Origin of the sequence: Lactobacillus sp. ESL0679 (assembly GCF_029433515.1) — a bacterium.
Classification (GTDB): Bacteria; Bacillota; Bacilli; order Lactobacillales; family Lactobacillaceae; genus Lactobacillus.
In genome coordinates this window covers 1-20113 of the sequence record NZ_JAQTIG010000009.1, presented here as the reverse complement: position 1 = coordinate 20113, position 20113 = coordinate 1, and the positions used below count along the sequence as shown (strand labels likewise).

The window sequence follows — 20113 nt, the reverse complement described above, 5'->3', positions numbered from 1 at the left end:
CTATAATTATTATAGTGATTAGGAGGAACAGATTATGACTGTTACAACTATTAGATTCCCTGATAATGTATACCAAAAAATTAAAGAAATGGCTGAATTTGACGGTGAAACTATTTCTACATACATGAGAAAAGCTGTTACTGAAAAGGTAGAAGATCAACAAGATTATCAAGAAGCAATTAAAATGCTTAATGAATCAACAGGAACAGTGTCAGCTGATGAAGTTAGAAAAATAGTTTTTGGTCGATCAAATGACTAGATTTAAATGGGAATTTGATAAAGTAGGATTTAAAAAGTTTCGAAAGCTCGATCAGCAGGTTCAGAAAAGAATTGTTACTTGGCTTGATAGTCACATTACTGGTTCTGAAAATCCTCGATTATGGGGCAAGGCGTTGGAAGGTAATTTACAAACACTTTGGCGTTATAGAGTGGGTAAATATCGGATTATTGCAGATATTCATGATGATAAGTTTTTAGTTTTAATTATTAATGCTGATAAACGTAATGATGTCTACAAAAAATAATTGATTTGGAGATATGGAATAATGAACAAACGAGTATTGATTAGTTTAGCGAGTGCAGCATTACTAAGTGTGGGGACATTTGCAGTGGTTAATGACGGCAACGTTCAATCGCAAACTGTGCAAGCTGCTAAAAAGGCTAAGACTTTCAAAATTCAATTAAAGAAGAATGCCAAGGTCTATACTAAGCGTGGTAAGCGCAAGGGTAAGAAGGTCTTGAAGAAAGGCCATTATTACACCGCCTACGCCAAAGTAACAATTCATGGTAGAAAGTATTATCACATTAGCAAAGGACGCTATATCAAGGCAACAACAGCTAAAAAAGCCAAAGTAAGAACAGTAAGCAACTCAACACCAGTTAATACCAGTTCTTCTGCAAATACTAATGCTAGCTCTAATACTGCAACGTCAACTACCAAAAATTTTTCAGTAACGGTAACTAAGCCAACCACTGTTTATAATAGTAAAGGTCAGCCAACAGGTGTTACTCTGAAAAAAGGCCTGAAAGAAATGACTTACGGCACCAAGACGATTAATGGCAAGAAGTATTATTTGATTGGTGGCAATCATTATATTTTAGTTAGTGATATTAGTAACGTTAATACTGGTACTATTTCTAATAATAAGCCTAATTCTACTGATGGTTCTGAAAGTGGAGATAAACCTACGCAAGCAGAAATTGATTATCTTTTGGCTAATAATAATGATAAGCTAGGATATACAGTTTATTTTAGCGATAATGAATTAACTAAAATTAAGAAATATTTGTGGCAAGATATTCAAAATTATAGAATTGAAAAAGGACTTCCGGCTTATAAAACTAATACGGAGTTAGAAGATTTTGTAGGCAATGTTACTTCTACAGAAACTAATCTATGGAAATATGAAAGCAATTTAAATGCTGCAACTGCTGATCAGTTGGCAACGTATTTGCCTAGTCTGTCTAAAAATGGTATGGATATTTCTGATTCATTTGATATTCCAAATTATTATGGACATGGTGAAGTTGGAAGTAGTCAACCAAGTTCATTTAATTTTAAAGACAGAGATCCTGAACATGTTGCAACACAAATCTTTAATAGTTTTAAAGAAAGTAAAGACTATAATAGTATGATTTTGGGTGATAATGATCAATTAGCTTTTGCGGCTATAGGATTACATTATAATTGGCATGGTACTTCTCCAAAAACTAGTGTAGGAGTAGTCTTTATTGAGGTTTCTGGTAGCAGTTCAAAGTGGGAAAGCTTTTATAATATAAATTAAAAGCCGAAAATAAATAATATAAAAAGCATTGCAATACTGTAATGCTTTTTTTGTTTTGAGAAAGGAATAATAAATGAATTTATTAGATTCAGTTCCAAATAAGAAAAAATATGTTAAGAGAATAAGTAGTTCTGTTGTGATCTTATTGGCTTTATCTATGGGATTAGGTGCAAGGAAGCCTACCGTTGTACATGCAGATAATGCTCAAATGACAGATTTACCTAAAAGTACTAATGCTGCTCAAAATAAAATTCCAGGTCAATATGCTTTTTCTGCGAGAATTGATAAAGGTATTACTGAAGTAAAGCCTTTTGGAGCAACAAATAGTGATTGGTATTCTTCAAGTACACATACAGAAGATAGTACACATCATTGGTTTGCTTTTAAGTTAAGTGATAATGATGGAAACAATGATCAGTGGAAAGGAAAAGTAGGTGTCTATTATTCAAATGTAGGTGTTTATAATGGTCATACGATCGATATAAAACTTACAATGATGGATTGGAAAGTACAAAATTATGAATGGGTAGATACAAACGGAAATGGTAAGGCTGATACCAGAAAAAATATTAAGCAAGCTTACGCAGCCTTTGGTAAAGATGATTTTGAAATTTTTACGCCTGGGTTAGGTGCAGTTAAATATAGACTAGATTATCTAGATCATAAAACGCATGAGCCAGTAAAGATAACAGGATCTTGGACATTTAATGATATTGATGGTGATCAATGGGTAGGTATTGAACCCAATACTTTTTCTAATGTTGATCAAATTTATTATGGTGATCATGATAATAAGGGCAATACATGGCTTAGCTATAAAAATATGGGTGGAAAGAATTATATTTACTCTGACGCCAATCAGCATAATACAAAGATAACAGATAATTCAGGTCATAATGCAGGAACATTAACTTCTAATCAACTAAAAGGTAGTTTTACGGCAGCTTATTCTGACTCGTCTAGTTTTATAATTGACTGGGTATACGGTGAAAATACAGGTGAACATGCAATTAAAGATCAAAATGATCTTGAATCTGATATTAATAATTGGAATATGACGGGTAAGTATGACCCAGATGCTGATAAAGAATATCCTATTTCTGATTTAGGAAATTCCATTGCTTCGGATATGTTTAATCATGCATTTTTACAATTTAGTACTCAGCCAATTACTCCAGATAAACCAGGTGATCCTGTAAAGTATGTTTCAGATTCTGATGAGGGAACAAATGTACCAAGTGAAATAGGTACAGATAAATCAGTGGATCATGACTTGTTAAAGAATCGTTATGAAGAATATCATTATCAAATTACGCATAATGTTCCTAAAGTTTTGGATAGATTTAAATATACAGAATATATGATTACTGATGATCTTGATAAAGATTTAGACATTTCTAATATTCATGTTTATAATCGTAATAACCAAGATGTAACTTACATGTTTACAATAAACGTTGATAGTGATAATAAATTGTCTGTTGTGGCTAAAGGTGATGCGTTAGCTAATGATGATTTTTACCGGGAACAATACAAGGTAACTTTTGATGGCAAGGTCAAGCCTGGTGTTACTCTAGCTGATCACCAAGACCCGAAGCATGATGATCAGGCAGTGATCTACAATGACGCTAAAGTCACTACTTCCAATGGTTCTGCTGATAGTAACAAGACCACCACTAACATTCCATTTACACCAAAGAATGAGACTAAGGCAGTTTCTGCTGATGGTAAGGGGGACGGTAAAGACTTAGCGGTAGACTTTGGCCAAGACTACAAGTATACAGTTAAGGTTGCTGCACCTGATGGCGTGAACATTAAGTCATTAGAACTTAAAGACAAGCTTGAGCCTGTTTTGAACCTTAAAGACGTTCATGTTTACGACTTAGACGACAGCAACAAAGATGTAACTGATCAAGGTAAGCTGACAACTGATAGTAATACTGCTGATTGGGTAGCTAATGACGCAACTAAGTGGCACGGTAAGCACCTGGAAATGATTATTACTGCCAATGTTAAGAATGTACCAGAACTGATGGACTACTTGGACAAGGACAGTGGCAAGATTAAGGTGCCGAATAAGGCTATCTTTACGGTTAATGGCAAGGATGATCCAACTAACAATGTTGACGTTGAGCCAAACAGTCCAAAAGCTAGTGTTCAAAAGTGGATTGAACTTCCAGATTTGAACTAGTAAATAGGTAATTTTGTGATTTACGCAATTAATATGCTATAATGACAAAAGAAAAGGGGCTCTACTACGAATAGAACTCCTTACAGAAACCACTGCTAAAGTGGTGACAAACTAATAGGTTAACGAAGTAATCATCAGCCGCCTAAGCTAAAATGATTACTTTTTGTTTTTCGTAAATAATTTCTTAATTACGAAAAACAGTCTTGCAAGGGCAATAATCCAAGTAGTTAAGGCGGTTGTCGCATTCTTGAGAGAATGAAACAAATATCTTAAAGCTACAAAAATTAATGCTAAGTACAAGATAAGAGAAACAATACCCATAAAGGTATTGTGCTATCCTCCTTTCAATTAGATTTTGTTTTTGGTGTTTAATCACCATTGGCATCATCTTCTTTTAAAGGAAATAGCCACCACTTTAGCTGTTCTGTAAGTATTATTATAACGAAAAATCGATAAGTAAGAAAGCCCAGTAATCATGACAAAACATGAATTACTGGGCTTTTTGTTGTTTAAGGGAGAAAAAATGATTGTTATAAAATGGACGCTTTCAGCAATATATATTTTGCTGGTTATTGTTGGTTGTGGTGCAGTAGGTTCAAATCGCTTTTTAGGTAGGTTAGTATCTTTTGGCCACACAATAGCCCGCTTATTTGGTAAAGAAACAAATTCTGGTACCAAAGTTTAGTAATTAGTTAAGGTAGGGAAGAAGTAAAGTTTTAGCGTGGTCTCTCCCTCGACCGGGTGCGTGGTGGGCAAATTAATTTAATATTTTTAATAAGCGGCAGCTTAGTAGTAACGAACTATTAAGCTGCCGCTTTTTTTGTTTTCAAAAAGAGGTGGTAGCAATGGTTTAGTTAAATATCCATGCAATTTTTATCAATAATATTCTATTTTTTAAGGAGAAAAACATGAACTTTTTAAATAATCTTTTATTAAAAGGACAACTATTTTTGGCTAAGGCTCCAAGCGGCAGTGCAATAACTAATCCAATTGATAAAGCTAATACTGCAATTAGTGGCTTACAAGGTAGTTTGACAAAAATTGGTGTTACATTATCGATTATCATGTTGATTATAGCTGGTATTGCCTGGTTCTTTGGACGTGGAGGAGCAGCGATTGCTAAAAGGATTATGGGTGGCTGTCTTATTGGTGCTGGTGTAATTGCTTTAGCGACATCAATTGTTCCGTGGATACTGAGTATCTTTGCCTAATACAAGGTAACTAATAGAGGGAGTTGGAATATGAGCAAAATTAGATTTTTGAACGTTCCGAGAAAGGTACGAAGTACGCTTAATGGCAGACGCTTTACGGCAAATAGTAAAGCGTTAGATTTAATTACTGCTAATCAAAAGATTAAAGTACTTGCTAAAACGCTTAGTACTGATCAAAAGATAAATTGTGATTTAGAGATTGAACCAGATCAAGCTAAGCAAGTTTTTACAGTTTCCAATATTTATATTGAGCATGCTGATGAACAATTGGGGTTGCGTGGTATTGCTGATCGCATTGCACTTGATCCTAATGTTGATGAACAAGAAAGTAAAAATAGATTGCAATTAGCTGATTTAATCGAATCAGAATTAAAAGATGAGGAACCTGATAACCAAGATTTAGGTTCAGATGTTAATTATTTATTTACTGACGAAAAAGAAAATCAAAGGGAACAGTCAGAGAAAAAAGAGAGTGATCAAAATGAGAAAGAAAAGAGTAATGATCAATGCTCCATAAGGGGCGTTGCCCCCAAAGATACAAGTGCTGAGACAAGCATTCAACGGTCAAGTTCGCCAGACAGCAAGACAACTAATCATGAAACGACTGTAGAATCGCCTTCAAAAGTAACCCCTAATCCTGCTTCTTTTATTTCTACTAGTCAAACAAAAGAAAATACAAAAATGGCAGTTAATTTGACTAAATCAGAACAAGAAGTTATTGCTAAGTCAGATTACGTGGCAGCCAAAAATCTTTTTCAGGCAGTACCAGATAAAGATGTCGAAACCGCCTTTGATTTACAAGTCATCAAAAAGCGTTTGGGTTATTCTGATAATCCTCAAGATAAATATCAAAGAAAGTTAAATCAGTTAATCGATCGTGATCTTGAAAATTGCCATTTAAAAAACGCGGCTAGCGATTTTGCAAAAGCCGAGAATAAATTAAAGCAAACAGCGATCAATCACTTAAAAAATTCTTATGATGAAGTCAATCAGGCACTACTTACTGAAACTGTTGCTGGATTAGCCGGTAATGACTTGAAGGAAAATCAAGGAGCGGCTAACCAAGAAAAAGCTGATACTGAACAAGACGCTTTAGATAAAAAAGATGCCAAGCTCAAAGAGCTTCAAGATGAAGCGGCTCGCAGAATTGCTGAAGCTAGCGATCGAATTAATACCGAAATTAAGCATCGTGAGGACACCTTTAATCAAGAGCAGAAAAAATGGGTAGAGAAACGGAAAAATCAAATTGACGCTGAATTAAAGCAAAAGAATCAAGCTACTAAAGAAAAGTATCGTGCTAAAGAAATTCAAAAGCGCAATGCTAAATTACAAGATATTCATCAACAAGTAGAAAATTCCTATTCTGATAATTTGGATAAGATCTTTACCCGGCACCAAAATACTTTTGCTACTAATTTGGTTCACTTGGAACGTAGTGTGCAAACACAGTCTAGCCAAATTGAGCGGCAGAAGCGTAAAGATAATAATAAACAGCAGATGTTAAATCAACAGCAGGCTAAGATTTCAGCAATTAATCGGTTAAATCAGTTAAAGGAACAAGAGCTAAAGTATCGTAAAAAGCACGATCAACAATACCCTGAAGATTTTGCTAAGACTTTGTCATCTAGTGTAAGTAAAGCAATTAAAGAAGCGCTTGCTGATCAACAACAAGCTGCTGAAAAAGGAGAAAAACTTGATCTTGAAGCAGCAATTGCGAAGCACGTTGATACAAAGGCGTTGGTACCAGTAGGACAATTTGAAGTAGTTAGTCCCCAAGATGAACCAAATGATAAGCAACCTACTAAATCAAGTAAAAAAGTTATTGGCATTGTCGGTGGTGTCTTAATTGCGACACTTTTGGCGGCTGGTGGTTATGAATTGTATGCTGAACAAACTAGCAATCCTACTTTAAGTGAGTTGGCAACTGGCACCCAAGTAACGAAAAAAGCTAATACTGTTGGCAAGTTAAAGCTAAAAGCTAAGGCTATTAAAACAGTGAAGCAGGATCAGAATAAGAAAGCTACCAGTAAAGTTATCACCCATAAAAAGAAAAAAGCGTCAGTGCAAGCTGGCGATAGTAATGTCATTCGTTATCATTCCACTAATAGTTGGTCGGCTAAAATTGATGTTCTTGATGGCGCTTTAGGTCAAGGCGATATTAGGGCGCTTAAAGAGATCAATGATTATCACTCTACTTGGATCAGTAGATTATATTACGCGATTGCAGCTAATGATCAGGCTAAAATTAGATCAATTTATTTACAAATTACTCCAGTAGAGAAGCAGGAACTTAGCGCTGCGGCTAAACATGCGATTGCGTTAGCTTTTTACAATGTCAAAGATTGGAATAATGGTTGGAAGGCAAGAAATGGCTATTAATAAAGATAAATTACAGTCTATACTACATAGAGTTAAGCATAGCTTTAATGTGGCTGCTCCTGGGGAAGAAATACCAGGAGAATTGTCCCCGAAAAGTGGGATTAACTTACCTAATAAACAGACAGTGATTACAGTTAGTGTTGTATGGCTTTTATTATTATATTTAGATAATATTGCACACTGGTTTGGTATTTTATTTAAAGCAAGTCACCAACGTAATTTATTGCATAGCAGCATGTTTTTTAAGAAAGCGGCTTTAGCAGCTTTAATTCCCTGGCAATTAAAAATTAGTTTTGGTGATTTAGCTGTTACGTTGCTATTAAGTATAATTGCAGTATGCTTCCTATTTGTTAAGTTAAAGGTTCCGCTTACTAATACTGGAGTTCCTAGTAGTACTATTGCGTATGGCCAAAAGGGTGATAGCAGGTTTACTACTTTATCAGAACTTAAAGCACAATATAAAGGAATACCAGAAAAGGATCAAACCTTTCCTGGTTATGGTGGCTTTCCAGTTAGTCACTATGGTAATAAATATTACATTGATGATGATACTTCGCATAATATTGTTGTCGGTACTAGTCGTTCGGGTAAAGGGCAAACAGTTATTTTACCAATGATTGATAACTTATCAAGGGCTGAAAAGCAGTCTTCTATGGTTGTTAATGACCCAAAAAAGGAGCTATACATGGCTTCTGTTGACACTTTGAAAAAGCGAGGCTATGATGTCTATTTACTGAATTTAGCCGATCCAATGAACTCAATGAGTTATAATCCGTTGACACTGGCAACTGAAAAATGGCAAGAAGGAGATATAGCAGCTGCTGAAACAATGATTAACAGTATTTCGTATGCGTTTTATCATAAAGCAGACGCTGGCGTGAATAGTTGGGTTTATGAAGGAGCGCAAAGTGGTTCTAATGCCAATATTGCTGAATTAATTAAAATGTGCCTTAATCCTGATAAATTTGCTGATGGTAAAGCGCACCCTGAACGAATAACGCTGCATAATGTTGCCGATCAAATAGCACAATTAGTTGGCGTAAAATTCTATGAAAAAATCGGGCCAACAATTAAAGAGCATATGATCTTTGACGACTATTTTGCCAATTTACCTCAAGGTTCTTTTGGTAAGCAACAGTACACTGTTATTCAAACTAGTCCAGAAAATTCACGTAGTTCAATTTATTCTTCCCTAGTTCAAGGTTTACAAAAGTTTCAGTTACCTCAAAATGCTGCCATGACAAGTATGAACTCAATTGAATTACGTAGTATAGGGTTTCCTAAGTATATAAAATTTCAAGTATCTAAAGAATTAGCTGCCCGAAGAATTATTTTACGTTTTAGAAAACCTGCTGATCAGGGAACAAAGCAATCTAAGGTTTTAGCTGAATTTCCGATTACAGTTGGTGCTGGTGGTTTTGTTGACTATAATTTTGATGTCAAATTACAAGATGGTGATTGGGTAGAAATTTGTTATAGAGTTGATAAAGCCACAGTAAAGCATACAGTATTACAATTAGGCTTTAATTCAAGCGCTGATAAGCAAAATAATCATGATGTTAGAGTTAAGAAATTATTTGATGAGCTGAATATTACTAATATCAAATTTCGTTATTCTGATAAACCAACAGCGATATTTTTATCTGCTCCTGACTATGATCAGTCAAATAATGCAATTATTTCTATTTTTATTCAGCAGCTTTATAGTGAATTAGCTCGGCAATGCGAACATGTTGCAGGTAATAAAACTATTTTTCGGGTTCATTTTATTTTAGATGAGTTTGGCAATATGCTACCGATAACTGATATGGATAGTATGATGACCGTTTCTGCTGGGCGTAATATTCTGTTTACGGAAGCTTTGCAATCTTACCAACAACTTTATGGTAAGTATGGTAGGGATAAAGGCGAAACGATTAAAGAAAATGGCCAAAATCAAAAGTTAATCAAGACTAACGATAATAAAACTAATGAAGATTTTAGTAAAGCAGCAGGACAACAAACTGTTGAAGCTAATAGTGTAAGTAATAGCAATGGAGAAAGATCATCAACTAGCACTAGTCGACACGCAGAAGCAGTGCCATTAATAACTGCTAGTCGCTTATCGCAAATGTTAGCCGGCGAAGATTTTAATTTGCGATCAGTTCACCGCTTTGATAAATGGGGAAATCGTGTTCGACCATATCCTATTTTTAATCATGGTAAAACTCGAATGCCATTTGCTCATACTTTCTTAACGGAATTTGACCCACAAATTGATCCTAATTTAGTTAGGGTTGAATGCTTACATAAAGATTTGGACTTAAATAGTTTAAACATTAATTATGTTGATTTTTTGCGTGGAACTGCCAGCCCAGCAGCTGTTGAAGCTTATGAGAATAGCATTGCACCTAAAAGTACTGAACATGCTAATGATGATGACATCGTGAGACATGTTTTAGAAAAAATAAATGATGAAGCCGGAAAATTAGCAAAGAAGAAAGGAAAATCGAAGATGGACGATATTGAAAATGATGAAAAGGTTTTAGAAAACGTTGTTGATGAACCACTGACACCGGAGCAGGAGGATAAACGTAGTAATTCAGGGTTTGCTCTATTACTTGAAGATTATCGTGGTAACGGAGTTGATTTTGATTTAGCAAATAAAATTCTTGCCTATTTTGATTCTGGTGATACTCGAAAAGTTAAGACGTGTCTAAATTCAATTGGAGATGATGATATTAGAGTTAAATTGGACAAGTTATTTACAAAAGAAATAGAAGAAGCCTAGTGGTTAGCCACTAGGCTTTTTATTTTAAAAATCATGAGAAACCTAGTAGGAAACTACTAGGTTTTTATTTTTTAATTAGGAGAAAACAAATGTTGATATTTCGACTGTTGGAACTAGCCGATGTAGCTCCTACAAATGCTTTACATAGTGCTCTTAATTATTTGAACTATTCAAATATTTTTATCCGTGCATTTTCGATTATGAAGTGGTGGATTGTTCAAATGGTTTATGGCGTGGCCAACGCCTCTAGTGAGTTCATGAATGATATGCTCAATCTATCTAGTTTCGTGAATCAAGTTAATGGTGATGGTCAAGTTGGTACTTTTATGAAGTGGGCTAGAGGATTGTCAGCTTCATTAATGATAATTTGCTTAATTTGGATTGCAATTAAAATTATTGTTGATCATCACGCACCTAGAATCAAAAATGTTGTAGTACAACTTTTGATAAGCGCTTTTTTGATTACAAATTTGGGTACTATGACAACTTGGCTAACGCAACAATCTGTAGACTTTGCACAAGGTTTATTGGGTTCAACTTCTTCCAAAATAGATAAAGGAACTAGTGCATTACCTTTTAATATTTTAGCAAGCCATACTAATGATTTGGAATACATGATTGATACGAACTTTAAGGGAACTAATGTAAGTTCAGCTAATTCAACGGATAAAGCACCAGCTAAACTACATTGGGGGCTAAATAATTTAAGCCGTAAGAAAGTTGATAATGGTGAAGTTGACTTTACCGAGGTTCTGGATAACGAAAAAGTAAAAGATGGTTCTGCACTTGAGAAAAAAGATCACCCTTACAAGAAAGGTTCGTATGACAAAAAACCTGGTACTCATTTCTTATACGGTTGGTTGAAGTACACTGCCGAAAATACCCCTAAGCAAGATGGTAAAGGTACAACATGGGATACAGCTGATATTTGGCACCTATTTGGCTTTTCAATTGGCGGTTATCAAAGATTTACAGTTAATTTCTTACCAGTTTTAATTGCATTGATTGCTTTAACTTTTGCCTACTTATTTGCAGGATATGCAATTGTAAAATCATTTATTGATATTGTTGTGATGAATATTTTAGGTACAGTAATTTTTGCGGTTGACTTGGATACTGGCCAAAAAACTAAGCAAGTAATTAATTCGCTTTGTTCCGCAATCCTTTTAGTTAGTCTGCAAGCCTTTGAACTGGCTTTTTATCAAGCAGCTTGTACATGGGCTAACTCAAGCATTTCTAATGTTTGGGGCTTCTCAATATTTATGTTAGCAGCCACAATTATGTTGATTACTGGTAATGATAAAGTTGCCTTATTCTTCAACGTTGATACTGGAGCACAACACGGTTGGCGTGCAGCAGGTTCAGTCGCTTACGGTGCTAGACAATTAGGTCATTTGGGTGCTGCAGTAGCAGGTGTTCCTGGAAAAGCTAAAAATAAGATGGAAAACTGGGGTGACAAGCATAATACTACCGGTAGCTTGCAACGTGCCGCAAGAAAACAAGCACAAGCAGGTTCACGTCAGAATGCTATTAACAAGTTAGCAGGAATGGATTCTAACGGTAATAAGATCACTAATCCAAATACTTCTGGGTCAGGTAGTATTACCGATTTTGGTTCAGCAGACATTAAGCAAACACCTAAGGCTCAACAAAAAGCAGAGCAAGTTCAAAAACAGGGTGAAAAAGCTTCAAGAGAATCACAATCAGGATATGATGGTTTTGCAGGTAAAATGGCTAGTGCTTTTGGAGCTGGTGACGCAATGGCTGCTGCAGAAGCAGCTCAAAGAGTTCAAGATGATCAAGTTGTAGATCGGGCGCAGCAGCCACAAAGTGAACAAGAAGCTTCTGAATCTGACAGTCAAGGTAGCAGTGACGTTGATCCTAGATTTGATGTACCACTTCCTCCTGAATCAGATATGCCGATTACTGATCCTGGTAGTTTTAATGAAAGTGATATTCCTCCAATTGGAAATGGCTATCAAGACATGCCAACACAGAGTAATCCGTTAAGTTCAACTAATTTTAATAGTTGGAAGAATAGAGCTAAAGAATATGATACTAGAAACAAATTGACAGAACCTAATTCAACTTATTTGCCAGTTGACTATAATCCGGTTACTAAGCAGCCATATTCTTATGCTGAATGGAAAGATGATGTCAATTCAGTACGAACAAATGATATTCCTAGTCGTAACTTAGATGGTTCTAAATTTAATGCGTCTAAGAACTTAGAAACTACTTCTATGGATAAGCCTGTAAGTACTTATGCTCATGACAATCTAAGTAGAAATTCGCTTACAAATGATTCTGGTTCTACTGTTCCACCACGTACAAGAAAGTAGGTAACTATATGCAGAATTATGATCGTAAACACATGATGATTCCTAAAACTACCAAAGTTGCTATTAAACTTTGGTTTTTTAATGTAATTGATATTGGGATTGTCTTTTTGTGTACTTTCATTGGATTACGGTTGAGTGGGCTTTATTCAACTTTGCCATTGATAAAAATCACAATGGGTATTCTGGGGTTTGCGATGGGATTGTTTTTTATCATTAGAACCAAGTCGGCACCAGGTATGCGTAATTGGCGTGTATTAATATTTTTGTTATTGCAGGATAGAAGCAAGTATTTTCCAATTTCAATTGTTAGCCAAGAAGTTGTAGATGAAAAAAGTAAAGGTAATAAGGTGGATCAAGAATTGTTTAGCATTAAAAATAAAAATAAAAAGCTAGAAGATCAAATTAAAAACACCTTGGCGCTGGGTGGGCCAATTAATTGTACCGAAGATGGAATTTTAACTTATCAAAACGGGACAGCTGCTCGTTATTTACAGTTGGATTCAACGGATCTTTTTAATTTGCCAGATTCAGGTTTAGTTATTTGGCAGGATAGTTTAACGAATGTCAGTCGAACTTACGTTGAAGATTGCGCCTATTTTGTAATTACTTCCAGAATTAATATGAGTAGCAATCAGCGATATTGGCGGCATTTGCGCCAAAAATGTGGTACTTCTGTACAAGATAGGCAAAGGGTTAGAGATATTTCAGAAAAAATTGAACAAGCTAGTATGATTGAGCGGCGAACAGACCTGTATAGTTCAAGAAAGTATTATGTACAGCTTTTTGCAGACAGTGTTAAAGAAGTTAGACAAAAGACCGGATATTACAAGATGGGGGCAGGTATTTTAGCTCCAAAAGAATTAAATCGTGATGAAACGATTGCGGTTGAATTTGCAAAAAATAATCCAATCAATAATTAGGAAGAAGTGGTTTAGTTGAAAGTTATTGATAAATTTAAGATTTTTGGTAGAAAAGCATTCTACTCAGAACGTAGTAATCATTTGGGTAAAGACAACGGGAAACAGCTTTTTTCTGCAAGTGATGAACAAAGATTAGAAGCTAAAGGATATGATCTCAACTTTATTGCGGCTTATCAGCCACAAGGTGGCGTTCGTTTCTATGATAAGTATGCTGCTACTGGGAATTGTTATTTTACCTATTTAACAATAATTGACTATCGAAAAGACCCGAATCTGTTGTGGCTTTATCAAATTTTTGGTAATGACTTTACACAAGTTAAATTTGATGTTCATACCGAAGAACCAGACAAAGTTAAAAGCCAACTTAATCGCAGTATTACGGAAAAGCAAGAACAAGCTGGTAAAGGGCGGTATCAGACTGATATGGATACAGCTGATCAAGAACAGTTGGATTTGAGAGAGTTAGCCAAGCAATTTAATTCTGGTGCTGAAATACCTAAATCAATTCGTATTCAAATTAAAGTCTATGCTCCTACTCTACCTAAATTAGAAGAACGCATGAGTGAGATTGCTCGTGAGTTAAAAGGTGATGGTTACACTGGGGTTGTCTTTCAATTTACGTTGCCGGAACAGTACAAGTCGTGGTATCAAGACTATTCAGGTCAAAAGCTCTCTTTAGTTGCTCCTACAGCAACAACACTAGGTGCAGCAGTAATTGGAGGAGGTGTGCCTTTTCAAGGCGAAGAATTAATTGATGATCATGGTACTCTGATAGGTCACACGTCAACAAATGGCCCGTTTATCTTTGATCGCTTTGCACACACACCGGAAAGAACGTCCTATAATACCCTAGTTTTAGGGCAAATGGGTTCTGGTAAATCAACTTTTTTGAAAATGAATGAAAAAAGTGATTATGATCGTGGTTACTATGTTCGCCTAATTGATAAGGCCGGTGAATATACTAAATTAGTTAAATCGCAAGGCGGGGTTGTCATTAAGCTAGATGGTTCAGAAGGTATGATTAATCCAATGCAAGTCTTAGCGACAGCTACTTCTGAAACTGACCAAACAAAAGTTGATGAAATGGCAAGTTTTAGGCAACATGTGGCCAAACTACTTGTTCTTTTTAGTAACGTGATGAATAACCAACTTGATGAATCTACTAAACAAGAGTTTTCATCGCTTCTACAGCATTTTTATGTTGACTGTGGGTTATTACCAGCTGATTGGCAAAAACGCCCAGAGAGCATTCATATTACTGGTTTAAAGCCAGAAGAATACCCGGTTTTATCTAATTTTAGAGATTATGTAACTAGAATTACTACACCAGAATTTCTAGACAAAATTCATGCAACTGCTAAAAGACGCAATACTTACGAACAAATAATTATTGCCTTAAATAATATGATTGAGAATTATGCTAATTTATTTGATGGCATTTCTAGTTTACGTGATTTAAATCATACGCAAATTGTTTCTTTTGATACCTCAACATTATCTAAAATGGATCAAAATATTTATCATGCACAATTATTCTCTACTTTAAATTTAATTCAGAATCAAGCCGTTATTAATGGCCGGCAACAAGTTAATGTACCCGATATTGATCGTCAATACTTTAGTATTTACTTTGATGAGTGCCACAACATCATTAATCCTAACAACATGATTGCAGTTAACGAAATTGTTAATATGGCTCGAGAATTTCGTAAATATTATGCAGGAATTACGCTTGCTACACAGGATTTAGGTGCTATGTTACCCGATAATGTATCTTCTGCAGACTTGGAAACTTTGAAGTCAATTGTATTGTTCTGTCAGTATAAAGCCACTTTTCGGCATGAAGCAGGACAGTTAGAAAAACTAAATAAGCTTCTGGGTTCTACATTAAGTGAAGCAGATTATGAACAAATTCCTAAACAAGAACAAGGTAAGACAATTATTACCATTGGAACGACTAAACGGTACCATGTTCAAGTTGAACCAACGCAACAAGAATTAGAGCTATTTACTGGAGGACGGTAAAATGCTCAAACACTTAAAGCGTAAATTTAAAAAGTGGTTAATTATTGCTGCAGTTGGCTTTTTGGGAATTATGTTTATCTTTGCTGGTGTTTCTAGCATTGGTGGTGGCATTATGTCTTTACTACTCTCCTGGCAAAGTCAAACTTGCGACCAACAAACAGATAGTAGTAGCGGCAATTTAAGTGTGAGTGGTTATAGTAAAAACGTAATTAGTAAAGCAGTAGCTGCGTCAGAAGCAGTAGGAGCGGACTTAAAAATTAAGCCCGCTCTTGTTTTTGCTCAACTTGCAGCTGAAACAGGCATGCAAGATACAACAGAAGTTAGAGAAGATAACAACTTCGGTGGTATAAAATATAGCTCCACTTTTAGTGACGTGGCCACTCCTGGTAACATTTCACCAGAAGGCGACCATTACGCTCATTTTAAGAATATTAGTGGGTTTGCTACAATTTATCGCAACACAATAAAAAACATGCTAGGTGGCAAAAAGCCTAGCACCTGGCGTGAGTTTGTAGTTATCTTAAAAAGTAAAGGTTACATGGGAGATAATGTTGATCACTATGTTGGTTTAGGTCAAAATTGGTATACGAATTATAATAAATTGGCTAAAAAATATGGCAAAGGCAAAATAAAGTTGTCTGCAAGTAATAATGGTTCTAATTCCGACGCTACAGATTCATCAAGTGATGGTAGTAGCACTTGTCCTAATTCTTCTGATGATAGCCAATACAGTGGTACATGGACATGGCCATTTAAATCTATTAAATCCAAGCCTGCTAGTCTTGATGGTGGTCAATATGGGCATACTTCATACTCACGTGGCCAAACTAACTTCCATGACGGCTTTGATTTTTCAAACGGTTTAAATGGTGTTCATAACGGCTCTGACGTTATTGCTGTTACTAGTGGTACAATTTACAAAGTTGGTTATGATAGCGCTGCTTTACACTATATTTGGGAAAAAGCAGGTGACTATAATATTATTTACCAGGAGGGATTTAATAGCAGCAGCGATATTCACGTGCATAAAGGTGACAAAGTTAAAATTGGTCAAAAAATTGGTACAATCACAGGCACTCACGTTCACTTGGGTATCACTACTAATAAAAAGAATCCTACAATGAATCAGATCGGCTCACCAGTTGCAAATGGATTTGACCACCCTAATTGTTGGCTGGATCCAATTAAAGTAATTCAACATGGATTGAAAAAATGAGGTCAGAATATATGAGAAAAAATTCTAAAGTGTGGCAATATTTTTGCTGGGTAATCGCAGCAATATCAATTTTGCTAGCGGTAGCCACAAAACCAAAAAGGGCAGAACTTATTCAGACTAATAATCAAATTGCTGCTACTAATCAAGAAATTAGTAACTTGAAGAATCAAAAAAATAGTAGCAATCACGAAAAAACTTTTGATATTACCCAAATGAAACTTAAAGCTAGTGAAAGTTTGACTAATAGTTTAGAGATGGCATTAGGTGGCTACAAAACTGCAGCTGAATTTCAACAACATTCTCAAGAACTAGCAAAAGTTTTAAGCCCTAATTTTGAAAAAACATTATACAAAATGAACGGTAATCCAGACGAAGTTTATGATAAAAAGGATGATGACAAATTTAAATTTGTCTTAGCAGATAAAGCAACTGCTAACGTTGCATTTAATGATACTAGCGACTTACATCATGCTCAAATTACGGCCATAGTTCGGTATAAACCAAATTATTTAAAATATGGAGTAATTAAGATAATTAATTTTGACTATGACTTAACCAGGCAAGCAGCTAATTCGGCCAAAATTGTTAGTTTACAAAACGGCCAATTGAAAGGATATTATGATACAGATGATTAAAAAGAAGGTGCGAAGATGAAGCTTAAAGTACAAATAAGTATTGCCCTTATAATAGCTGCAATAGGATTAGGAACTACTGGTTATTTTAAACTGCAGCAGGATCAAATTGATAGTAAAACTGCACAAGCTAAGATAGTTTTACAAGCTAAAAAGCGGCAATTAAAAAATATTGCTGATCGACAAGCTGCTATAAAAATTACTAATGATCCAGCAGTTAAAGCAAATTACAATGACGAAAAAAACATCAAATTACTACAAAACAATGCTAATGCTTTTTTCAAATTACTCTATAACGTTAATCACGATCAAACGCAAACTGAACTAGATACTAGAAATAAAAATCTACCTCGTTATGCAACTACTAGCGCAATTTCAGACACAGGTTTAGATACTAAATCAATGAAAGAAATTAAGCAATTCAACGAAGTTTCAACGCATATTGAAACTACTGTTAGTGCTAGTCCAACAACTAAATCAGGTATCTATTCAGGTATCATTGATGAAAATTCAACTCAATCTTCAATTAATATTAAGGGTAAACATAATCAAGATGATTGGTACCTTTTTGAATATGATAGCAACAAGCAGAAGTTCACGAAGTTTACTTTATTAGGCTTCAATTTTACACATGATAACGGATAGGTTAGCTAAATGAATCCAAGACTAAGGCAACAAAGAGAAGCAGAAAAGCGTGATCGTAAAAAACGCTTAAAACAGAATTTATTTAAAAAGATCAGTAAAAGATTAGCAATTCTTGTTAGTCTTTTTTTAATGCTATTCATTGGTATCTCTATAGAAAATTCTCACATTAATCAAGCTAGAACTAATCGTTCAGCAGTTCGAATTAAACGAAGAAATTCTATTTTATTTTTCTATCGTGATGATTGTGCCGACTGCAAAAAAGTATTTCCACTGATTAGTATCATGCACGATTTAGGTTCATCAATTCAATTTATCAATACTAAAAATGCACTAAATCATGAAAAATCTATTGTAGAATATCACGTCAAAACTGTCCCAACTTTAATATTAATTGATAATTCCGGTACAGAAATTAGCCGTTACTCTGGCTCAAATATTAAGAATATCAAGACTTTTATTAAGAATAATAAAGTAGGTGAACAACATTAATGGAAGAAATTATTAATCATATTTACGAAATTTTTGGTCTTGAACCACCGAAAAAGAATGATAAACCCGAAGAGCCGTATGGCCACCGAAGAAAATATATTAGAAAAGTATGTATTTTCTTAGGAATTATTTTTCTTGGCTTTACCATTCCTATTTTTATCACAAATAATAATCGTTATGCAGCTCCAACAATTACAGAAAGTGAGGTAACAGAAAGTGCAACACTTAAAAAAATCAAAAGTCAATATAATCCTAATACTCACTTAATGGTAAGTGAATTTTTTATAGGCAACCAAAATCAAATTGACAGTACAAGTGATGATAAAAACTTAGCTAATCTGAAATATGATATTGGATACAAAATTCAAAATAAAAAACCAGTAACATACCCAACTAAAGTTATTCGTGTAAATGACCATTTTATCGTAATTGAAACACAGAATGTAGCTCCTGGTTTTGGTCTACTTGAATATGATATTTGGCCTGAAAAAATAGATACGGATCTAAATACTGATTGCGAAAATAAAATTGTTAATGCCTACATAGAAGAACATCAAGTATCACAGATTAGCAATTTAACTGCCCATAATAAGCAGTACTATGAACAGAAATATAAAGAATTTGCGCTACAAAAATATTCGCAGCAGCTTAAAAATTTGAACAACGATATTAAGAAAAAGCATAGAATTATCAGTGATGATAACAAGATGTTAGATAAGCTTAATATGAAACTTGCTTCGGCAATGAAGGAAGATAAGAGCGACCTACAAGACCAAATTAATGAAACTGAAAATGATATTTCTGTTCAAAATAACGACATTAAGCATGATCAAAATTCGATTGCTGAATATCAAAAACGGATTGACAGAGTAAATATTTTGGAACAAACAAACTAATGTTTTTGATTACAAATATAAATTATTAGACGTTGAATTTTAAAAAATTAACGCCTTTTTCATTGCTAAATTTTAGTAAAAACGGCCAAAGTTTAAAATACACGTGCGTGTCAGAATGCTTTAATATCAGCATTTTTAGAGCTACACGTACGTGTACTAAAACATACACGTGCGTGTATTTTCACAAACTTCAAAATAGAAATATTATTATATCAATCTTTTTCGACATACACGTACGTGTATTTTTTGAAGAAAAGTGATAGCACCCTCTATTTGCTAGAAACCGTTTGGCACCGCCAAACTATCCACTTACCAAAGGTAAGTGATAGCAGTTTCCCTTATGCTCTTTACTATTAGTTTGTGAAAACCCCATTTTTAGAAAGGTAAAAGCAAAATGCCAGATATTTTTATCAGAAAAGTTCCAGACAAAACTCTTAATAAGTTAGATCAAAAAGTTGCCGAATTAAATCGAGTTAATCATACAAAGTTGAGTAGAAATGATTACATAAAAATGATTTTAGCAGACAATGCCGATCACGAATTAGAAAACTACGAACGCACTAAATTCGATTTAGCACTTGAAGCATTAAATCGAAATGATGAAATAAAAATT

General features: G+C 34.7%; 17 protein-coding genes. All 17 read left to right on the top strand.

What is annotated here, in order from left to right:
• Positions 1-34 precede the first annotated feature (34 nt).
• The gene (locus PT287_RS09605) at positions 35-259 is read left to right on the top strand and encodes a DUF6290 family protein (RefSeq protein WP_277134543.1); all 225 of its coding nucleotides are present in this window, start codon (positions 35-37) and stop codon (positions 257-259) included.
• Positions 252-524, top strand: a complete 273-nt coding sequence (locus tag PT287_RS09600) for a type II toxin-antitoxin system RelE/ParE family toxin (RefSeq protein ID WP_277134542.1) — start codon at positions 252-254, stop codon at positions 522-524. Before PT287_RS09605 ends, PT287_RS09600 begins: the two co-directional genes overlap by 8 nt.
• A 21-nt stretch (positions 525-545) precedes the next feature.
• Positions 546-1784 carry an SLAP domain-containing protein gene (locus PT287_RS09595; RefSeq protein WP_277134540.1) on the top strand — a complete coding sequence of 413 codons (1239 nt, stop codon included), beginning with the start codon at positions 546-548 and terminating at the stop codon, positions 1782-1784.
• Positions 1785-1857: 73 nt separating this feature from the next.
• Positions 1858-3975 (top strand): isopeptide-forming domain-containing fimbrial protein, encoded by a 2118-nt coding sequence (locus PT287_RS09590; protein ID WP_277134539.1) that lies wholly within the window; start codon positions 1858-1860, stop codon positions 3973-3975.
• Between the two features lie 475 nt (positions 3976-4450).
• Positions 4451-4660, top strand: a complete 210-nt coding sequence (locus PT287_RS09585; RefSeq protein ID WP_277134537.1) for a hypothetical protein — start codon at positions 4451-4453, stop codon at positions 4658-4660.
• A gap of 223 nt (positions 4661-4883) precedes the next feature.
• Complete coding sequence (locus tag PT287_RS09580; protein WP_277134535.1) at positions 4884-5186, top strand: TrbC/VirB2 family protein; 303 nt, start codon at positions 4884-4886, stop codon at positions 5184-5186.
• Positions 5187-5216: 30 nt separating this feature from the next.
• Positions 5217-7565, top strand: a complete 2349-nt coding sequence (locus PT287_RS09575) for a hypothetical protein (protein ID WP_277134534.1) — start codon at positions 5217-5219, stop codon at positions 7563-7565.
• Positions 7555-10335, top strand: coding sequence for a VirD4-like conjugal transfer protein, CD1115 family (locus tag PT287_RS09570; protein WP_277134533.1), 2781 nt, complete (start codon positions 7555-7557; stop codon positions 10333-10335). The genes PT287_RS09575 and PT287_RS09570 overlap by 11 nt, the downstream gene beginning before the upstream one ends.
• Positions 10336-10424: 89 nt before the next feature.
• Positions 10425-12677, top strand: coding sequence for a pLS20_p028 family conjugation system transmembrane protein (locus PT287_RS09565; protein ID WP_277134531.1), 2253 nt, complete (start codon positions 10425-10427; stop codon positions 12675-12677).
• An 8-nt stretch (positions 12678-12685) separates the two neighbouring features.
• Complete coding sequence (locus PT287_RS09560; RefSeq protein ID WP_277134530.1) at positions 12686-13597, top strand: AtpZ/AtpI family protein; 912 nt, start codon at positions 12686-12688, stop codon at positions 13595-13597.
• 15 nt (positions 13598-13612) lie between these two features.
• Positions 13613-15622 (top strand): ATP-binding protein, encoded by a 2010-nt coding sequence (locus tag PT287_RS09555; RefSeq protein ID WP_277134528.1) that lies wholly within the window; start codon positions 13613-13615, stop codon positions 15620-15622.
• A gap of 1 nt (position 15623) precedes the next feature.
• A complete protein-coding gene (locus tag PT287_RS09550; protein WP_277134527.1) occupies positions 15624-16838 on the top strand; it encodes a peptidoglycan DD-metalloendopeptidase family protein in 1215 nt (404 codons plus the stop codon).
• 11 nt (positions 16839-16849) lie between these two features.
• Positions 16850-17473: a hypothetical protein gene (locus PT287_RS09545; RefSeq protein ID WP_277134526.1), complete on the top strand. Its 624-nt coding sequence runs from the start codon at positions 16850-16852 to the stop codon at positions 17471-17473.
• A gap of 15 nt (positions 17474-17488) precedes the next feature.
• The gene (locus PT287_RS09540) at positions 17489-18115 is read left to right on the top strand and encodes a hypothetical protein (protein WP_277134524.1); all 627 of its coding nucleotides are present in this window, start codon (positions 17489-17491) and stop codon (positions 18113-18115) included.
• Between the two features lie 9 nt (positions 18116-18124).
• Entirely contained in the window at positions 18125-18604 is a 480-nt protein-coding gene (locus tag PT287_RS09535; protein ID WP_277134522.1) for a thioredoxin family protein, read from the top strand.
• Complete coding sequence (locus tag PT287_RS09530; RefSeq protein WP_277134520.1) at positions 18604-19500, top strand: hypothetical protein; 897 nt, start codon at positions 18604-18606, stop codon at positions 19498-19500. The genes PT287_RS09535 and PT287_RS09530 overlap by 1 nt, the downstream gene beginning before the upstream one ends.
• Positions 19501-19894: 394 nt before the next feature.
• A partial coding sequence (locus tag PT287_RS09525) for a hypothetical protein (protein WP_277134518.1) occupies positions 19895-20113 on the top strand: 219 nt, incomplete at its 3' end.